Genomic DNA, 18,600 nt, shown 5'->3' on the forward strand with positions numbered 1-18,600 from the left:
ATATGGCGAGCACGACCACAACCAGTCCAACCAGGTAAATGATCTGATTCATGGTTCACTCCTTTCATGAGCAATGAACGGATTTCTTCGCGGGTATGTTCCAAGTCGCCAGGCAACATGGCGGCCGGCCGTTGGAAAAGAGGATGTTGCGAGCCGCTCATGGCATAATCCACATTGCATTTTATGACTACAATATGTAATTTGCCCCGACGGGCCGAGGAGGTCGCCTCATTATCAAGACGGGAGGACATCAATGCCCGCGACAAAGCTGGCACATCTCGGCGTCGACGGCGTGGACTACACGATCGTCGATCTTCCCGCGGAGGCAGGCGAGGCGTTGACGCGCCTTCCCTATATGCATCGCATCCTCCTGGAAAACGTGCTGCGCACCGCAGGGGACGATGCCGCGAGCGCTAAGGAAGCGATCCGGGACTGGCTCGAAACCGGTACGAGCGAGCGCGAAATCCCGTTTCTGCCCAATCGGGTCCTGATGCACGACACGACCTGCGGTCCGGCGCTCGTCGACATTGCCGGCATGCGCTCGGCGCTCGCTGAAGCCGGCGGCGATCCCGCTCTTCTCAATCCGGTCGTTCCCGTGGACGTCTCGACGGATCACTCGGTGGGCGTCGATTTCTTCGGACAGGCGGGCTCGCTCGAAAAGAACATGGCGCGCGAGTTCGAGCGCAACGCCGAGCGTTATCGCTTCATGAAATGGGCGACCAACACGCTTCGCGGTTTCACGGTGCATCCGCCCGGTACCGGGATCATGCACACGCTCAATCTCGAAAGGCTCGCGACCGTCGCGACGAGCAAGCTCGTCGATGGTGTGCGCTGGGCGATGCCGGACACGCTGATCGGCACCGACAGCCACACGCCGATGATCAACGGCATCGGTGTGCTCGCCTGGGGCGTCGGCGGGCTCGAGGCGGAGAGCGTCTTCTTCGGCATGCCGGTGACGCTCAGGGTTCCGGACGTCGTCGGCGTGAGGCTCACCGGAAAATTGAAGAGCGGCGTGCTCGCGACCGATCTGGCGCTCACCGTCACCGAACAGCTCCGTAAAATCGACCTGCAGGACCGCTATGTGGAATTCTTCGGCCCCGGCGTTTCGACGCTGACAGCCGGCGACCGCGCCGTGGTTGCTAACATAACGCCGGAGTTCGGCGGCAACAGCGGCTACTTCCCGATCGACGATCAGACGCTCAACTATCTCGAAGTCACCGGGCGGTCGCGCGACCAGGTCGAGTTCGTCAGGGCCTATGCCAAGCGCGCCGGGTTGTGGTTCGATCCGCATACGGACCCCCGCTACACGGCGGTCGTGGAACTCGACCTTTCGACCGTCGAAGTCAGCCTTGCCGGGCCGACGCGCCCGCAGGACCGGATCCCCGCCGGCGCCACCCTCCAGGCGATCAAGCCGATGATCGAAGGACGTGGCGCGGACGAGCAGGCGGGCAGGCCGGAGGATGGGGCGGTGGCGATCGCCGCGATCACCAGCTGTACCAACACCTCCGACCCGCGGCTCGTCGTTGCCGCGGGGCTCTTGGCGCGCAAGGCAAGGGGTTTCGGGCTGAAGCCGCCCTATTGGGTGAAGACGTCGCTCGCACCCGGCTCGCCCACGGCGGAGCGCTATCTTCGCCGCGCCGGGCTTCTCGAAGACCTCGAGGCGATCGGCTTCGGCGTCGTCGGCTATGGCTGCACCACCTGCATTGGGAATTCCGGTCCGTTGACGGCGCCGATTTCCGCCGCGATGGAGGAGCGCGGCATCGTGCCTATCGCGGTCTTGTCGGGCAACCGGAACTTTCCGGGCCGCGTCCACCCGCAACTCGAAGCCGGCTTTCTTGCCTCGCCGCCGCTGGTCGTCGCCTTTGCGCTCGCCGGAACGGTGAAGCTCGACATCCTGACCGATCCGATCGGGACCGCCGTCGACGGCCGGGAAATCACCCTGTCGATGCTTTGGCCGACAGGGGCCGAGATCGACGAGGCCCTTGCGTTGGCATCGATCGCGCGCGATTTCAAGCCGGCCTATGAGGAGGCGGAGGCAAGCCCCGTTTGGGGCAAGCTCGATGCGCCGACCGCCACGCTGTTCCCGTGGGAGGAACAATCGACCTATATCCGCAGGCCCCCCTTTGCCGGCTTTGGCGGTGGTACCCTGCTCGGCAGTTACGACGCGCATCCCCTCCTCGTCCTTGGAGACGACATCACCACCGACCATATCTCTCCGGCCGGCGCCATTCCCGCAAGCGGCACGGCCGGCAGATACCTGATCGAGCGTGGCGAAAACCCCGTGGACCTTAACGTCTTCGCCTCCCGTCGCGGCAATTGGGAGGTGATGGTGCGCGGCCTGTTCACCAACAGGACGGTGCGCAACATGCTCGCCGACGTCCCGCCGGGCTCCACCATTCACGCGCCGTCCGGCGAGGTCCTGCCGCTCTGGGACGCGGCGCGCCGCTATCGCGCCGACGGTCAGTCCGTCGTTGTTTTCGCCGGTGAGCGCTACGGCATGGGCTCGTCGCGCGACTGGGCGGCGAAAGGCGTGTCGCTGCTCGGCGCCCGCGCCGTTCTGGCCCTGAGCTTCGAGCGCATCCATCGCTCCAACCTGATCGGCATGGGCATCCTGCCGTTGCGACTGCCGGCGGAGTTCGGTCCCGACCGGCTGAAGCTCCGGCCCGGAGACATCGTCGCGGTCTCGGCCGATCCGGAGACGATTTATCCCCGATGCCCGGTTCCGGTGACGATCCGCCGAAAGAACGGCAGCAGCTTCATCTTCCAAGCAAGCGCCGCCATAGAGACCAATGTCGAAATCCGAACCCTCAAGGCCGGCGGTATCCTGCCCTTCATCCTCGATAGAGTGCGGACTTCGAGCCGCACAGGAAAGCCGGGTTCAGCGGTCACGGGCCGCGCGGGCTAATAGTTGCGGCTTCGGGCTGCCAAACCATCGAGGGCAATGCTAAATTAGAGCACGTTAATGTAGAACAGGCGCGGCCTGGGTTGGGGCAGGGTGGGCGCCTCAGCAGGCCTATCAGCAAAGCCGCCGGCGCGAGGGGGCATCGATGACATCCACATCGCTGATAATCTCCGTGATCACCATAGCCGGTATGTCGACGGTTCTTGTCGTGCCGAGCGACGCCCACCAGGCCGGCAGCGGATGGACCTATCCTCCAGCCTGTTGCAGGGACAAGGACATCGGAGGAGATTGCGCGGCCATACCAAGCTCGGATGTTAGAAAAGGCCCTCGGGGGTTCTCCGTGACCATACATCCCGGGGACCACCACCTCGCCACGAGAAACCACTGGTTCTTCATCCCCTATGGAGACGAGATTCCGTCCGGGGACGGCGACTATCACATCTGCCTTCATCCGACCGAAGACAACGTGAACTGCTTCTTCGCGCCCCCTGACAATGTGTGACGGAGTGCCGCCTTCGATAACAAGGCACCTGGCTGCTCGGCCGCGCCGATGAATTCACGAATTCTTAAGCGACCAGGTGTTTACTCTGGGTTGTCTTTCCTGGCGCACTTAGCGCCAATGCAACCGCATGACGCGGGTCGGACACGATAATTCCTGCCGCCGTAAATTCCTATGCGAGGTCCTGACCTCCCGCCTACCTGTTCGACGTCGTCGCCGGCGCGATTGCCTGCGACGCTTCATTGAAAGGCGCTGCATGATGGCAATTGCGAATCCATCGCCGAAACAGCTTGCACAGCAAAGTCGCAAGGAACTTTTCTACACGGTATTTGCGACCTTGAACCGACTGGAGATCGACGCATCGCCGGTGAATTACGAGCTCATGTACGAGATCGTCAGCGGCAACAATCCGGAACTTCGCGAAAAATTCGCGCGGCTCGGCAAGCCGATCGCCGCAGAGGAACTGGAGGCACTGGCGCGAGCCTACCTGCCACATCACTTCGGGAAGTCGATCCATGACCGGTCCGCAGATCGCCTGCAAAGCGAATTGACGACGCTCAAGGAGTCCCTGTTGACGGGTCAGAACTCGCTGTCCAACTACACCAACATGCTTGGCCAGGCGACGGGCAAGATCTCCTCGGCCGATCCGCGCGACATGAACGCGATCCGGTCCCAGCTTCAGGCGATCCGCCACATGACGGAAGTACAGCATTCGGCCAGCACACAGATCCTCGATCGCGTATCGAACCAGATATCGGCGGTCGCGGCGATTACGAGCGAGGTGGATGAGTTCGAACGTACGAAGTTCACGCATCTCGTTACCAATCTCGCCAATCGGCGCGGCTTCAACAAGAAGCTGGCCGAAATCTATGGTGGCGAACATTATCCCGACGCGGTGTCGCTTCTTCTCTGCAACCTCCTGGTTCTCGAGCCCTTCGAGGCCAAGGAACTCATCAAGGTAAAGGAAGCCATCCTCGAGCGCCTCGGTTTCGCCGTGGCGCGCGTCGTGCAAGCCACCGACTTTGCCGCCTGGCTCGAGCGGCCGCAGATCGGCATCCTCGTCTGGATGACCGCGGAGGCGGAAATCCAGAAAATGGCGGACCAAATCCGAAAAAGCGCGCTTGCGGCATTCGACAGTCGTCAGGCGAAGATGCCCGTCGTCGCCGCCCGGTTCGGCTGCGGCACCACTTATGACGCCGGCACGGCCTCAGAACTGGTGGGGCACGCGGAAAAGGCCCTGCAGACCGCCACGGATACGGCAAGCGACAAGGTTGTGTTCTTTTCTGCCGGCGGTGCCGGCGACGCCCGCAAAGATTGGATGCTCTATCGCGAGTGACAGGCTTTAAGCAATTCTTGTAGAATGATTGAGATTATTATTATCGACTGCTTACGGTTTTCAAGTAGTGATAAAGCAGTACATGTAGATCAGCGAGGAAGCTATGCCGTACAAGGACAGTGTTCAGCGTGTTTCTCCGAGAACGCAGACCCAGATAACCGGCAACGTCAGTTGCAAGACAGGTTCGAGCAACGGAATCGTCAAGGATCTTTCTGAAGAGGGTATCTGCTTTCAGCTCTATTTCGACATCGGCGCCCGCACCGGACAGGAGGTTACGATCCGCAGCGAAGAGCTCGGTCTTCTGACGGGTATCGTTCGGTGGAACCGAGGGGATCGCATAGGAATCAAGCTCAAGCTCTCATCCAACACAGCGGCGCAGATCGCGTCATACTACAAGTTCTTCCAGGGCTGACCGGGAACGGATCGTCCTCGTGCCGGTCGAATAGGGAGACCGGCCATAGTGTGGAGGCGGATAGGGATCACAGTTTCAGCGCCGCCGTATATGTCTTGGCGGTGTCCGTCACATGGATCCGCATCAGCCGGTCGAATTCTTCGAAGGCGCCCTTTTCGAAGAGCTCGACGAATGCGCGGTGTTCCTTGAAGGAGCGGGGTGACTGCACGTCGATCGGGGCGCTGTAATTGGTCCTGAGTGCCGCAACCCGTCCGGCCACCAGGCGGTAGGATTCCTGCACGTAGCGGTTGCCGCAGTGGTTGACGAATGTTTCATGAAAGGCCGTATCGGCGCGGCCATAGGCGATCTTGTCCTTCGCCTCCACGGCCTTCTCCATCTCGCCGATAACCGTTTCGAGCGCGGCGAGCGTGCCGGACCGGTCGTTCCGATAGGCAAGTCTGGCCGCCTGGGGCTCCAGAATGGCGCGGAACTCGCAGAGCATCGCGATGTCCTTTGCATCCGGGCTGAAGACGAAGCTGCCGACCTGCGGGCGGATCACCACCAGCCCCTGCAACTGGAGCTGGTTCAGGGCTTCCCGAACGGGCGTTCGGCTGATTCCGAAGGATTGTGCCAGCATCTCCTCGGCGATGACGGCGCCCGGCGGGAACTCGCCTTCGATGATCGCCTGTCTGAGACGCGACGCCACCTTCTGGGCCAGAGATTGTGACGGCTCGAGCTTCAATGAAGGCATGGCAGAATCCATTTGCAGGCGATTGCCGCCGTTCGAGAGGTCCATTTTGCGGCAGCAGAGATATATACATGGCGCTGGATAGCGACAAGCCGGACCGGCGCCATGCGGATTGGCTCATTCGGTCAATCTGCCCGGATGCGCTTCAGCTCGCCGAAGACGAGGTCGAGCGTTTCGGGTCCGATCGATGCCGCATGGCGCTCGGAGATCACCTTGAGTTTGTCGCGTAGCCGCTCCATCTCCTCCGGCGCGATCTCGTTGACCTCCATTCCCTGGGTCTTGAGGTTGGCCAAGCTGACCTCGGACTTCTCCCGGTTGACCTTGCGCTGCTCCTTCTGCCCCACAAGGGCGCATTCCTTGAGGACCGTCTGCTCCTCCGGCGAGAGCCCGTCCCATATCTTCTTGGAAAACAGCACCAGCGTCGGGCTGTAGGCGTGCTTGGTGAGCGTCAGGTATTTCTGGACCTCGTAGAACTTCATGTTCTCGATATTGTTGAACGGGTTTTCCTGGCCGTCGACGGTTCCGGTCTCGAGCGCAGAATAGATCTCCGAAAAGGCGAGAGGCACGGCGTTGGAGCCGAGTTCCTTGAACGTGTCGATGAAGATGTTGTTCTGCATGACGCGCATCTTCACGCCCTCAAAGTCCTCGGCCTTGGCGATCGGGTGGCGCGAGTTGGTGGTGTGGCGGAAGCCGTTCTTCCACCAGGCGAGGTTGACCGCGCCGACCGGCGGCAGCTTGTCCGAAAACCAGTTGCCGACCTTGCCGTCGAGCAACTGGTCGGCTTCCTTCTCGTCGTTGAACAGGAAGGGCAGGTCGAAGACGCCGAAGGACGGCACGATCGAGGTGAGTGGCGCCGTCGACGTCAGCACCATTTCGAGGGAGCCGGTGCGGACGCTTTGGGTCGCGGTCAGATCGTTGCCGAGCGCGCCGTCCCAATAGGGCTGGATCTTCATCTTGCCGCCGGTTTTCTCGAGCGTGCAGGCCCCCATGGCGGCAAGGCCGTTGCCCATCGGGTGTTCCTTGCTGACGCCGTTCGAGACGCGGATCGTCCGCTCCTCGAACTCGGCATTGGCCGGTCCGGCTGCGAAGAGTGCGGTGGCGGCAATCGCCGCCGCCAGGCCGGTTCGTGTGATGAGCATGCGCATTGTTCAATCCTCCCTATGGATTTTTATCGGCGGGTGAGCCGGTCGAGTGGAACCATGACGAGATCGGGGAACAGGACGAGCAGGAAGAGAACGATGAGCTCGGCCCAGAGGAAGGGCCACAAGCCCTTCATCAGATCGCCCATGGAGATGTTGGCGACCCTGCACATGACGTTCAGCACGATGCCGACCGGCGGCGTGATCAGCCCGATCGCGTTGTTCATGATGAAGAGGACGCCGAAATAGACCGGGTCGATGCCCGCCTGCTTGATCACCGGCATCAGCACGGGGGTGAGGATCATCAGGGTCGGTGCGAAGTCCAGCGCCGTGCCGACGATCACGACGATGACCATGATGACGGCCATCAGCAGGATCTTGTTGTCCATGAAGGGGCTGAGCATCGCCTCGACCTGCGATGGAAGCTCCGACAGGGTGATGAGCCAGGCCGAGATCAGCGCGGTGGCGATCAGGAAGACGATGACGGCGGTGCTCTTCGCCGCGGCAACGAGGATGGGATGAAGCTGGCGGAGCGGCAGCTCCCTGTAGACGAAGGCGCCAACCGCGAAGGCGTAGACGCAGGCGACGACTCCGGCCTCGGTCGGCGTGAAGATGCCGAATTTGAGCCCGCCGATGATGCCCGCCGGCATGACGAGCGCCCAGATGCCGTCGATGCCGGCGCGCAAGCGGGCATTCCAGTCCTGACGCGGCAGGATCTTGGCCTTGTCGCGCCGCGCGACCCACACCCAGGCGAGGAGGAGGGAAAGCCCCATCATCAGCCCCGGAACGATCCCGGCCAGGAACAGCTTGCCGATCGAGACATTGGCGATGACGCCGAAGACGATCAGGCCGATCGAGGGCGGGATCACCGGAGCGATGACGCCGCCGGCTGCGATGAGGCCCGCGGACCGCGGCACGTCATAGCCGGCCCGCCGCATCATGGGAATGAGCAGCGCGCCGATCGCCGCCGCATCCGCCGCGGCACTTCCCGAGATCGCGGCCATCAGCACGGAAGCGAAGATCGCGACGAACCCGAGGCCGCCCCTAAGATGCCCGACGAAGGTCAGCGCGAAGGTGACGATCCGCTTTGAAATGCCACCGGCATTCATGAGCTCGCCGGCCAGCATGAAGAACGGAATGGCGAGCAGCGGAAAGCTGTCGGCACCCTCGATGATCTTCTGCGACAGGATCGTCGTGTCGATATTGCCCTGCAGCAGCATGAGCGCCACGGCGCAGATCAGCAGGGCGAAGGCGATCGGCACGCCAAGCGCAATGGCGCCGATCAGCGAGCCGGTGAAAATCGCGATGGTCATCGCTCGGCCCTCTCCGCTGCGGCAACCGGTGGGATTTCTTCGCTCGCGCTGGTTTCGAGAAGCTCGCTGTCGCGGATCCGGCCAGTCACCGCGCGGCAGAGCTTGACCAGCGCGTGAAAGCCGATGCCGGAGGCCGACAAATAGACGACGCCATGGACCCAGATCATCGGAATTTCCGTCACCGGTGCGAGGGTGCTGGCATTGACCTCGTGCTGGAGCCATGTGCCGTGCAGCAGCATGGCGCAGCAGACCAGGATCAGGCTCTGGCTGAGCACGCAGCAGACGATCCTGCCGCGCCGCGTCAGCGCCCGCACGAAAGTGTCCATTCCGAGATGGGAGCCGTCGCGCATCGCCACGACCGCCCCGATGAAGGTGATCCAGACGAAGAAGATGCGGGAAAGCTCTTCGGAGACCACGATGCCGGAATTGAAGACATAGCGCAGCACCACATTGCCGAAGACCATGATGACCATGGCGGCCAGCAGAAGGGCGAGCAGCGTCTCAATGGCCTGGAACGCTCGGTTCATAGTGAAATGACCTTGCCGGGATTGAGCAGATTTTCGGGGTCGAGCGCGCCCTTCAGGACCCGCATCAGCGCGATCTCGGCCTCGCTGCGGGCATGGCCCAGCCACTTCTTCTTCATCGTGCCGATGCCGTGCTCGGCCGAAATGCTGCCGCCCATCTCGCGCACGAGCCCGTAGACGATCGTGTCCATCGCGTCCTTGGGTTGCTCGCCAAGCGGCAGTCCCGCTACCCAGGCGACCAGATGCAGGTTTCCATCGCCGATATGCCCGTAATAGACGCTTTCGCAGCCAGGGATGCCCGCTTCGAGGGCCGTCTTGCAACGGCTCGCGAAGCTGTCCATACGGCCCACCTGGAGGCCAATATCGTAGGAGATGTGCGGTCCAAGCCCGGTACCGAATTCAGCGCAGGCGTCGCGCACCGCCCAGAAGTCCTTCACCTGAGCATGGGACTGGGCGACCGCTGCATCGGCCAGAATGCCGCTCTCCATCATCTCCTCCAGCCAGGATTGGAACCGCGCGGCATCGGTCGCCTCGTCGGATCCGTGCGTTTCGACCAGGACATAGAAACCGTGGCCGGAGGCGACCGGCGACCGGACCTTCAGCCGCTCGGTGACGACCTGCCAATAATCGGGCCACATCACCTCGAACGCCGACAGGATGGGGCCGAGCCCGCTGCGGGCGCCCGCCAGGAGCGCCGCCACATCCGCGTAGCTCGACAGGGCGCAGAGGGCGGCCGTGGTGGAGCGCGGCTTGGGGAACAGCCGCAGGACCACCCGGGTGATGATCCCGAGCGTGCCTTCCGATCCGATGAAAAGGTGCTTGAGATCGTAGCCGGCGTTGTTCTTCAGGAGCTTGTTGAGGTTCGTCAAGACGGTTCCATCCGGCAGGACCACTTCGAGGCCCAGAACGAGATCGCGTGTCATTCCGTAGCGGATGACGCGATTTCCGCCCGCATTGGTCGAGAGATTGCCGCCGATCGCGCATGATCCGCGTGAGCCGAGATCGAGCGGGAACAGAAATCCCGCCTCATCGGCCGCCCTTTGCACCACCTCGAGCGGCGTGCCTGCCTTGACCGTCATCGTCGCGCTGACCGGATCGATCTCCTCGATGCCGACCATGCGCTCGAGCGAGATGGCGACCCAGCCCGGCTCGGGCGTTGCGCCGCCGCAGAGTCCCGTCAAGCCGCCCTGGGGCACGAAGGGCAGCCGGGCGGCCCGGCAGGTCGCAATGGCGCGCGCCGCTTCCTCGGAATTGCTGGGCCGCAATACGGCCAAGGGCTGAGCGGGAGGCTTGCTGCTCCAGTCGTTCCTGTTGCGCAAGGGAATGTCGTTGCCGGTCAGGACCGCCTGAGCCCCGAGTTCGACCCTCAATTCCTCGAGCGCGTCCTCCCCGGGACGACCACGTTCCACAGCATCCATCATTCGCGTCTTTTCTTGTATGTAAGGTACTGTACCTTACGAGACGCGGGTCATATGTCAAGCTCCGCTAACGCAACATTCGCCGGGCTTGCGCGGCCAAGTGCCAGAGGAAGGGGAATATCGCGATGGAGAGAGCCGGTCGCTTCGCCTTTTCGCGGCAATGACCACGCCGTTTTGGCCGGACGCCCGCAGCCGCGTCGCTTGTCGACCCGCCCGGCGTCGCGCGGGTCAACCGCGGCGGCATCACCCAAAGACAATGTCGCGCGCTCTGCGACATGTTTTTGCGGATGATTCGCGTTATAGGTCGGACGTTGATCGGCATAGCGTGGAGGTGATCATGAAGGCTCGTATCAAATGGGTGGAAGGGCGGACCTTTGTCGGCCAGTCCGGTAGCGGGCACAATGTCGTGCTCGGGACGGCTTTCGGACCGGAGGGAAGCACCCCGGGGCCAAGTCCCATGGAGCTGGTGCTGATCGGTACCGGGGGCTGCTCGGCCTTCGATGTCGTTCACATCCTCGAAAAGGGTCGCCAGCCGGTGGAGGATTGTACCGTCGAGCTCAGCGCAGACCGGGCGGATCAGGAGCCGAAAGTGTTCACCCGCATTCACATGCACTTCGTGGTCAAGGGGCGCGGGCTTGCAGCAAACAAGGTCGAACGCGCGATCGCGCTGTCGATAGAGAAATATTGCTCCGCCTCGGCAATGCTCGCCAGGACGGCGACGATCACCCACGACTTCGAGGTCGTCGATACCGCTGCCGTCGAGGCGGACTGATTTGCAAAATCGCCGATGAAGCCCTGTAATCGGGAGTGGGAGACGGCTCGTCTCTCACGTCTTCCGGATCAGGTTAGCTGATCAAGGTGCCCCAACCGGGATCCCATTGGACGTCCTCGACAAGTTCCACATAAATCGGCGTTTCACCCCGACTATGGGCTCTTGCCAGCCGGAAAGCGGCATCCGGCTCCATTTCCTCGCCGGGGAAGATAATGTCCTCCTCGGACGGATCGGTGACCTGCCGTACATATCCTCTGACTTCGTCGCCATAGCGGTAGAGCTTGACAATGATTGCGCCCGGCACGGGATTGTCGGGCAACTGTTGGATCGGCATGCGCGTCTCTCCTCTGCAGGAGCCGGCGACATCTATCTCGTCACCGCAAAACGGGCCCGTCTGTTCCTCGGGCCAGCGAAGGACAGGCGGCCCTGCTTCGCGCCCGGCGTCTAAGCCATTCCGGCCGGGTCGCCGATCGGCAGCAAGGCAGGATCCGTCGGGTTCTTGTCATCCTCCGGCTTTTTTGCCGGCGGCTCGCGGGGAGGCTCCTGGCCGCGGTCCGGTCTGGCCGGAGTGCCCTGTGGCTTTCTCGGAGTTTCGGCGGGGGTGGGAGTGGGATCTCTCTTCGGCATCGTGTTGTCCTTTCGTCAAGGACAACGACCACATGCTGCGATGGTTCCTGCTGCGTGTTTCTATAAATCGAAGCCGACTTCGGGAGAAGGATGTGCAGCTCCGCCGGCGCGAGCAGGACATCGCCCGCATTTTGGGGGGTGCGCCGAGGACGTGTCGACCGACCGTAACGTCGGATACGGCAGAAGACCACCTTTGACCTTTGCAAACCCATTCGCCAGCGCGACCGGTCGGCGCTTTCGGCGATCGGTCGCCTGCCACGTCAATATTATACCATGCTACGTCGGAAGGAGCGATGCCCCTGGAAATCCGCAAAACCCTGCTGCAGGTGGAGACGACGCTGATCGAAGGCGGAAAGGCGCAACAGCATCCATGGCGACGCAGACCGCCAAGGGCGACGCGCTGGCAGTCCGCCTTCCCCTCGGCCATGAGGCGATTTCCAGCCTAAACCGCGGCGACAGCGTCTGGCTCGGCTTCGATCCGGGATCGGCGCACGTCTTCTGCTGAAGCGTTGGGCGCTCCGGCGCGAAAGATGTCTTACCGGTAGGTGGTGGGAACCAGTGCCGCCCTGTTCGGCGGCGCTTCCACCGCTGTTCGGTCGACAGCAAGAATGCTCATCACGAGAGAGATGAGGACGAGTATCAGCGTCATGAATGCGATGCCTGCCTTATCCATCCCCCATCATGATCGGTGGAATGCGAGCAAACCGGGGCGGCGGCGGCCAAGAATTTCACCGATGTCAATCACGGTTAATATTGTCTGAAGTGAGCTTGGCCTTCTTCACCTTGCGCCGCCTCATGCGCCTTCTCGCGAGAAGGCCCTCGTCCGCTTTACACTCGGGGTTTTGAGTGCGGAAACCGCGCTGGCGGAGGTGCCCTATGCGAGAGCACCGCCTTGAGCCGGAAAGGCCGGAGATACCGTTACCCCGCTTTGGCGCCTTGCTGTTCGGCCAGGAGCGCCTCGGCGATCGCCGCGGCATTCTTGACAGGGAAACCGAATAGCCAGGGGACCACGACGGGGTTTCGCGGCACCCTCAGCTGGCTTTCCGCAATGCTGCCCGGCCGGCCATCCGGCCAGCCGGGCAGGCAGGTCATGCGTTCAGCGACTTCGAGAAAGGCATGACGCGGATCCGCTTGCCGAGTGCCTTGTAGGCGGCATTGGCAACGGCAGGGCCGATCGGCGGTACGCCGGGTTCGCCGATACCCGAGGGCGGGTTGGCGGAGGCGACGATGTGGACCTCGACCGCCGGCATCGCATCGATCCGAAGCGGCGTGTAGAGGTCGAAATTGCCCTGGTCGACCTGGCCGTCGGTCAGCGTGATCTCCTCGCCCAGAATGGCGCTGAGCCCGAAGCCGATGCCGCCCTCGACCTGGGCGCGAACCTGGTCCGGATTGACCGCCAGGCCGCAATCGACGGCGGCGACGACGCGCTCGACCTTGATCTGACTGTTCCCATCGGTCGAAACCTCGGCGATCTCGGCCACCACGGAGCCGAAGCTCTCGGCGACGGCAACGCCGCGGAACCGGCCTTGCGGCAATGGCTTCTCCCATTCCGCCTTTTCCGCCGCAAGCTTCAGCACGGTCGCGTGGCGCGAGCCCGGCTCGAGCATGGAGAGACGGAATTCGATCGGGTCGCGTCCCGCCGCCTCGGCGACTTCATCGAGGAAGGTTTCGGCCGCAAAGGCGGTGTGGGTAGAACCGACCGAGCGCCACCACAGGACCGGAACGCCGACCTCCGTGCTCGTCAGGCCGACCGTCTGGTTGGGAATGGCATAGGGCAGGTTGTGCGCCCCCTCGACGGAGGTCGGGTCGACCCCGTTCTTGACCATGCCCTCGAATGCCGTCTTTGCCACGATGGATTGGCCGACGATGTGATCGGTCCAGGCCACGAGTTTTCCACCGTCGTCGATGCCGGCCTTGAGGCTGTGGACATAGGCGGGTCGATAGCGGCCGCCCCGCATGTCGTCCTCGCGCGTCCATTGCAGCTTTACCGGCGCACGGAAACCGATGGCCTTGGCTATGTGTACGGCCTCGACGACAACGTCACCGTCGAACACGGCCCGCCGGCCGAAGCTGCCGCCGGTCTTCATGACGTGGAGGCGGACCTTTTCGGGAGCGATCCCGGCCACATCCCCGGCGAGTTTCTGGTATACGTCGGTGAACTGGTGCCCGCCCCAGATTTCCAGCGTGCCGTCGTCGTTCATGCGTGCGACCGCGTTCAGCGGTTCCATCGCCGCATGCGCCAGATAGGGGAACTCGAAGCTCGCCTCGATCACCTTGGCGGCCTTGGCAAATTCCGCCTCGGCGTCGCCGTCCTTGCGCGCGACCGCCGCCGGCGGCTTCTTCACGAGATCGCGGTACATGGACATGACCTGCTGCGTTCCACGCTTTTCCGCGCCTGCCTCGTCCCACTCGACGGTGACCGCCTCGCGCCCCTTGATCGCCGCCCACATGTGCTCGCCGACCACAGCGATGCCACGCGGCGTTTCGACCACGTCCACCACGCCCTTGACGGCGCGCGCGGCCGCCGCATCGAAGGACTTCACCTTCGCGCCGAAGAGCGGCGGATGGATCATCACCGCGGTCAGCAGGCCGGGTAGCTTGACGTCGATCGTGTACTGCTCGGTGCCGTTCGCCTTGCGGGCGCTGTCGAAGCGCTTCAGTTCGGAATTGCCGATCAGCTTCCAGTCGCTCGGCTGCTTGAGATTCACGTCGGCCGGCATAGGCATCGTCGCGGCCTTGGCGGCAAAGGCGCCGAAACCGCCGCTCTTGCCGGAGGGATGGGAGAGAACGCCTTTCTCGACGGCGATCTCCGCCGCCTCGACGTTCCATTCGGAGGCTGCCGCGGCGACCAACATGGCGCGGGCCGCAGCGCCCGCTTTGCGGTAGCGTTCCCACGAGGTCACCATGGAGGTCGAGCCGCCCGTGCCCTGCATGGCGCCGCCAAAGGCGATATTGCCATAGGCCGGTAGATTGCCGGCAGCACCCTTCACGTCGATCGTCGACCAGTCGGCATCGAGTTCCTCGGCCACCAGCGTGGCGATGCCGTTGTAGGAACCTTGCCCCATCTCGAACTGCGAGGAAAGGACGGTCACCTTCCCATCCCCGTCGATCGTGACATAAGGAGAAAAGGCATGCGCGCCTGCCTCAGGCGTCTCGCTCGCTGCGGCTGGCGACGCGGAGAGGAGGCGGAAGCCGATGGCGAGACCGGTGCCGGTCGCCAGCGCGCCGATCAGGAATTGCCGACGCGAAGCCTCGACGCGGGCGGCGGGGAAGGTAAGCGATTGCATCAGTTTCGGTAGCATGGCTCAGCCCTCCAGACGCTTTGCGGCTTCGTGAATGCCGGCACGGATGCGATGATAGGTGGCGCAACGACAGAGATTGCCGGACATGGCGGCGTCGATATCCTCGTCGCTGGGCTTCGGATTGTTGGTCAGCAGGTCGGTCGCCGACATGATCTGGCCCGACTGGCAGTAGCCGCATTGCGGGACGTCGAGATCGGCCCAGACGGACTGGACCGCTTCCGCGACCTTGCCCTTCAGGCCCTCGATGGTGGTTACCTGAGCGCCTTCGATGTCGCCAATCAGCGTCTGGCAGGAACGGACCGGCGAGCCGTCGACATGGACGGTGCAGGCGCCGCATTGCGCCATGCCGCAGCCGAATTTCGTGCCTGTTAATCCAACCAGATCGCGGATCACCCAAAGAAGCGGCATATCCGCCTCGGCCTCGACCGTATGCTCGACGCCGTTGATCGTCACAATTGCCATGGTGTTCTCCTCGCGTTGAGGCGCGGGGTCCAGACAGGTGCAACCATGCCTCCTCACGCGCCGCAGCCATTCGCCAGGCTGCGGCCGCAGCTTAGAAGACCGCCCTCACGTTCGGTAGATTCGATCCTGTCGGATTGTTGCCTATTCCTGTCGTGGTGACGGAATTGTGATCATCGGCCGGTCCGCGCCGCGGCGGCTAACCGATGGAATCGCCTTTGGTCGCATCGCTGGAGTTGAGGATTGCCTTGATGTCGCGCAGCGGCGGGTGGCCGAAAGCGCGTCGATATTCGCGGCTGAACTGGGTCGGGCTCTCGTATCCGACCCTGAGGGCGGCAGTGGCCGCGTCAAGCGATTCGGACAGCATCAGTTCCCGCGCGTGGTGCAGGCGCAGGTGCTTCTGGAACTGCAGCGGGCTCATGGCGGTCATGGCGCGGAAATGGTGGTGCAGCGTCGAGACCCCCATGTTGGCGATCTCCGCCAGCTCTTCGACGCGCAGCGGACGGGTGTAGTTCTCCTTCAGCCAGGCGATCGCCCTGGCGACGCGGTTGCTGTTTGTGCCGGCAAGCGCGAATCGCCTGAGCCGCGCGCCTTGCTCGCCGGTGAGCAGCCGGTAGAGGATCTCGTTGTGAATGTGATTGGCCAGAAACGGGATGTCCGCGGGCGCATTCGCAAGCGAGATCAGTCTTAGAAACGCGTCGAACAGTTGAGGCGTTGCGGCGCCGACGGCAACGCCGACGAGGTCGCGTTCGGGCACGTCCGACGGATGCAGGTCATGGTCGGCGATGATCCGCCGCAATTTTTCGAGGTCGAGCCGAAGCGAAGCTGCCACATAGGGCTCGTCGACGCTCGCCTCGCAGATCTGCCCTGTCGCCGGCAGTCCGAGAGCCGTCAGGAAAAAGCAGGATTCGTCGTAGACCAGAGTCTGGCCGCCGACATGGACGCGCTTGCTCCCCTTGATGATCAACGACAGGCTCGGCTCATAGACGGCGGAGAAGGGGCCGGCCGGTTCGACGACGCGATAGAGCGAAAGCCCCGGAACCGCGTGGCTGTAGCGCAGACCGTCCCATGGCAGTTTCGCAAGTTCGTCGAGGATGCGCGCTCGCAGCGGCCCGGTTTCGTCGCGCAGGCGCTGTCGCTGACTGCTGATCGCCTCGCTCATGGGCATGAGTTCTCTCCCTCCTGCGGTCCGATGGCAATTCATCTCTTTATCACATTCTTTTGTAGTCAGCAGAATTAGGCAAGAAGCGCCCAAAGAAATTTCACCTGATATACTCATTGACTCATCATACCAGTTCCTCTATCGCTTCCATCAGCGACATGCGGGAGATGCACATGACTTCGATTGCCTTACTGGGCGCAGGCGGCAAAATGGGATGCCGGCTGGCCAGGAACCTCAAGGGCTCGCGCTTCGACGTTCGCCACGTCGAGGTGAGCGAGACCGGCAAAGCGCGGCTGGCCAAGGAGCTCGGGATCGAGGCGGTTTCGCTTGACGCCGCGCTTGACGGTGCGGAGGTCGTGATCCTTGCTGTTCCGGATACGGCAATCGGCAAGGTCGCCACCGGCATCGTCGACAGGCTGAAGCCCGGCACGACGATAATCGTCCTCGATGCGGCCGCACCCTTTGCCGGTCATCTGCCGAAGCGCGAAGACCTCACCTATTTCGTCACCCATCCCTGCCATCCGCCGATCTTCAACGACGAGACGGAGCTTGCCGCGCGCAAGGACCACTTCGGCGGCGTCGCCGCCAAGCAGCACATCGTCTCCGCGCTGATGCAGGGGCCGGAGGCGGACTACGCCAAGGGCGAGGAGATCGCCAGGATCATCTGGGCGCCGGTGATGCGCTCGCACCGCGTCACCGTCGAGCAGATGGCTTTGCTGGAGCCCGGCCTGTCCGAGACGGTCTGCGCCTCGCTGCTCGTGGTCATGCGCGAGGCGATGGACGAATGCGTCGCCCGCGGCGTGCCGAAGGAGGCGGCGCGCGACTTCCTGCTCGGCCACATGAACGTGCTCGGCGCGGTGATCTTCGAGGAAGTCGAGGGCGTCTTCTCGGACGCCTGCAACAAGGCGATCGAATTCGGCAAGCCGATGCTGATGCGCGACGACTGGAAGCGCGTCTTCGAGCCGCAGGAAATCGCCGACAGCATCCGTCGCATCACCTGATTCACCAAAACCGGAGCCCTTGGGCCAGCTCCGGCCGTTTTCAACCTGGGAGGAGAGAATAGATGAAACTGACACGCAGAATGACCATGGCCGCCTTTGCGGCCTTCCTGGCGGCGGGCTCCGCCATTCCGGCTTACGCGGCCGATCTCATTGCGATCATCACGCCGTCGCACGACAACCCGTTCTTCAAGGCCGAGGCGGTCGGGGCCGAGGCGAAGGCAAAGGAACTCGGCTACGAGACGCTGGTGCTCGTCCATGACGACGACGCCAACAAGCAGTCGCAACTGATCGATACGGCGATCGGCCGCGGCGCCAAGGCGATCATCCTCGACAATGCCGGCTCGGAAGCCTCGATCGCCGCCGTGCAGAAGGCCAAGGATGCCGGCGTGCCGTCCTTCCTGATCGACCGGGAAATCAACGCCACCGGCGTCGCCGTCTCGCAGATCGTCTCCAACAACTACCAGGGCGCCCAGCTCGGCGCCGAGGAGTTCGTCAGGCTGATGGGCGAGTCGGGCAACTATGTCGAACTGCTCGGCCGCGAAGCCGATCTCAACGCCGGCATCCGCTCGAAGGGCTATCACGACGTCATCGACGAGTATCCGGAGATGAAGATGGTGGCGCAGCAGTCGGCGAACTGGAGCCAGACCGAGGGCTACAGCAAGATGGAGACCATCCTGCAGGCCAATCCCGACATCAAGGGCGTCATCTCCGGCAACGACACGATGGCGATGGGCGCGATCGCCGCGCTGCAGGCCGCCGGCCGCAAGGACGTCATCGTCGTCGGCTTCGACGGTTCCAACGACGTCCGCGACTCGATCAAGTCCGGCGGCATCAAGGCAACCGTGCTCCAGCCGGCCTATGCCCAGGCGCAGATGGCGGTCCAGCAGGCGCATGACTTCATCGCCACCGGCAAGAAGCCGGCTGAAGAAAAGCAGCTCATGGACTGCGTGCTGATCAACGCGGAAAACGCCGACCAGCTCGAGACCTTCGCCCTCACCAACTGATCA

17 protein-coding genes and 2 pseudogenes are annotated in these 18,600 nt (G+C 63.1%); 9 read left to right on the plus strand and 10 right to left on the minus strand.

Annotated features, from left to right (window positions below; translation table 11 throughout):
- Positions 1 to 253 precede the first annotated feature (253 nt).
- The 4 genes from acnA to AU381_RS22795 all read left to right on the plus strand — a co-directional run bounded on the left by acnA (position 254) and on the right by AU381_RS22795 (position 5,149).
- Positions 254 to 2,905 carry an aconitate hydratase AcnA gene (acnA, locus tag AU381_RS22780; RefSeq protein ID WP_064243981.1) on the plus strand — a complete coding sequence of 884 codons (2,652 nt, stop codon included), beginning with the start codon at positions 254 to 256 and terminating at the stop codon, positions 2,903 to 2,905.
- 142 nt (positions 2,906 to 3,047) lie between these two features.
- Positions 3,048 to 3,404 carry a hypothetical protein gene (locus AU381_RS22785; protein WP_064243982.1) on the plus strand — a complete coding sequence of 119 codons (357 nt, stop codon included), beginning with the start codon at positions 3,048 to 3,050 and terminating at the stop codon, positions 3,402 to 3,404.
- Between the two features lie 253 nt (positions 3,405 to 3,657).
- Positions 3,658 to 4,737, plus strand: a complete 1,080-nt coding sequence (locus tag AU381_RS22790; protein WP_082910290.1) for a diguanylate cyclase domain-containing protein — start codon at positions 3,658 to 3,660, stop codon at positions 4,735 to 4,737.
- Positions 4,738 to 4,840: 103 nt separating this feature from the next.
- Positions 4,841 to 5,149 (plus strand): PilZ domain-containing protein, encoded by a 309-nt coding sequence (locus AU381_RS22795; RefSeq protein ID WP_064243983.1) that lies wholly within the window; start codon positions 4,841 to 4,843, stop codon positions 5,147 to 5,149.
- 67 nt (positions 5,150 to 5,216) lie between these two features.
- On the opposite strand, the gene AU381_RS22800 is transcribed toward AU381_RS22795, so the two are convergent.
- The 5 genes from AU381_RS22800 to AU381_RS22820 form a co-directional block, all read right to left on the minus strand.
- Positions 5,217 to 5,879, minus strand: coding sequence for a GntR family transcriptional regulator (locus AU381_RS22800; protein WP_064244204.1), 663 nt, complete (start codon positions 5,877 to 5,879; stop codon positions 5,217 to 5,219).
- A 122-nt stretch (positions 5,880 to 6,001) separates the two neighbouring features.
- Positions 6,002 to 7,021, minus strand: a complete 1,020-nt coding sequence (locus tag AU381_RS22805; RefSeq protein WP_064243984.1) for a TRAP transporter substrate-binding protein — start codon at positions 7,019 to 7,021, stop codon at positions 6,002 to 6,004.
- Positions 7,022 to 7,044: 23 nt separating this feature from the next.
- Complete coding sequence (locus tag AU381_RS22810) at positions 7,045 to 8,328, minus strand: TRAP transporter large permease (protein WP_064243985.1); 1,284 nt, start codon at positions 8,326 to 8,328, stop codon at positions 7,045 to 7,047.
- Positions 8,325 to 8,855: a TRAP transporter small permease gene (locus AU381_RS22815; protein ID WP_064243986.1), complete on the minus strand. Its 531-nt coding sequence runs from the start codon at positions 8,853 to 8,855 to the stop codon at positions 8,325 to 8,327. Before AU381_RS22815 ends, AU381_RS22810 begins: the two co-directional genes overlap by 4 nt.
- On the minus strand, positions 8,852 to 10,270 hold the full coding sequence (locus AU381_RS22820; RefSeq protein ID WP_064244205.1) for an FAD-binding oxidoreductase: 1,419 nt from the start codon (positions 10,268 to 10,270) through the stop codon (positions 8,852 to 8,854). Before AU381_RS22820 ends, AU381_RS22815 begins: the two co-directional genes overlap by 4 nt.
- Before the next feature lie 337 nt (positions 10,271 to 10,607).
- Between AU381_RS22820 and AU381_RS22825 the strand changes: the two genes are divergently transcribed.
- On the plus strand, positions 10,608 to 11,042 hold the full coding sequence (locus AU381_RS22825) for an OsmC family protein (protein ID WP_064243987.1): 435 nt from the start codon (positions 10,608 to 10,610) through the stop codon (positions 11,040 to 11,042).
- 73 nt (positions 11,043 to 11,115) lie between these two features.
- Here AU381_RS22825 and AU381_RS22830 read toward each other — a convergent pair whose 3' ends face one another.
- Complete coding sequence (locus AU381_RS22830) at positions 11,116 to 11,376, minus strand: hypothetical protein (RefSeq protein WP_064243988.1); 261 nt, start codon at positions 11,374 to 11,376, stop codon at positions 11,116 to 11,118.
- A 586-nt stretch (positions 11,377 to 11,962) separates the two neighbouring features.
- Between AU381_RS22830 and AU381_RS31265 the strand changes: the two are divergent.
- Both AU381_RS31265 and AU381_RS28955 read left to right on the plus strand, forming a co-directional pair.
- Positions 11,963 to 12,040, plus strand: a pseudogene (locus AU381_RS31265) (amino acid synthesis family protein); the annotation flags it as partial.
- A gap of 2 nt (positions 12,041 to 12,042) precedes the next feature.
- Positions 12,043 to 12,174: pseudogene (locus tag AU381_RS28955) on the plus strand (TOBE domain-containing protein); the annotation flags it as partial.
- 413 nt (positions 12,175 to 12,587) lie between these two features.
- On the opposite strand, the gene AU381_RS29895 reads toward AU381_RS28955, so the two are convergent.
- The 4 genes from AU381_RS29895 to AU381_RS22845 form a co-directional block, all read right to left on the minus strand.
- Positions 12,588 to 12,761, minus strand: coding sequence for a hypothetical protein (locus tag AU381_RS29895; protein WP_156528651.1), 174 nt, complete (start codon positions 12,759 to 12,761; stop codon positions 12,588 to 12,590).
- A complete protein-coding gene (locus tag AU381_RS22835; protein WP_064243989.1) occupies positions 12,758 to 14,971 on the minus strand; it encodes a xanthine dehydrogenase family protein molybdopterin-binding subunit in 2,214 nt (737 codons plus the stop codon). The genes AU381_RS29895 and AU381_RS22835 overlap by 4 nt, the downstream gene beginning before the upstream one ends.
- Before the next feature lie 3 nt (positions 14,972 to 14,974).
- Positions 14,975 to 15,433 (minus strand): (2Fe-2S)-binding protein, encoded by a 459-nt coding sequence (locus AU381_RS22840; protein ID WP_064243990.1) that lies wholly within the window; start codon positions 15,431 to 15,433, stop codon positions 14,975 to 14,977.
- Between the two features lie 196 nt (positions 15,434 to 15,629).
- The gene (locus tag AU381_RS22845; protein ID WP_082910292.1) at positions 15,630 to 16,598 is read right to left on the minus strand and encodes an AraC family transcriptional regulator; all 969 of its coding nucleotides are present in this window, start codon (positions 16,596 to 16,598) and stop codon (positions 15,630 to 15,632) included.
- 167 nt (positions 16,599 to 16,765) lie between these two features.
- Between AU381_RS22845 and AU381_RS22850 the strand changes: the two genes are divergently transcribed.
- On the plus strand, positions 16,766 to 17,593 hold the full coding sequence (locus AU381_RS22850) for a phosphogluconate dehydrogenase C-terminal domain-containing protein (RefSeq protein ID WP_064243991.1): 828 nt from the start codon (positions 16,766 to 16,768) through the stop codon (positions 17,591 to 17,593).
- Positions 17,594 to 17,655: 62 nt separating this feature from the next.
- Entirely contained in the window at positions 17,656 to 18,597 is a 942-nt protein-coding gene (locus AU381_RS22855) for a D-ribose ABC transporter substrate-binding protein (protein ID WP_064243992.1), read from the plus strand.
- Positions 18,598 to 18,600 lie beyond the last annotated feature (3 nt).

This window comes from Sinorhizobium glycinis (assembly GCF_001651865.1).
Classification (GTDB): Bacteria; Pseudomonadota; Alphaproteobacteria; order Rhizobiales; family Rhizobiaceae; genus Sinorhizobium; species Sinorhizobium glycinis.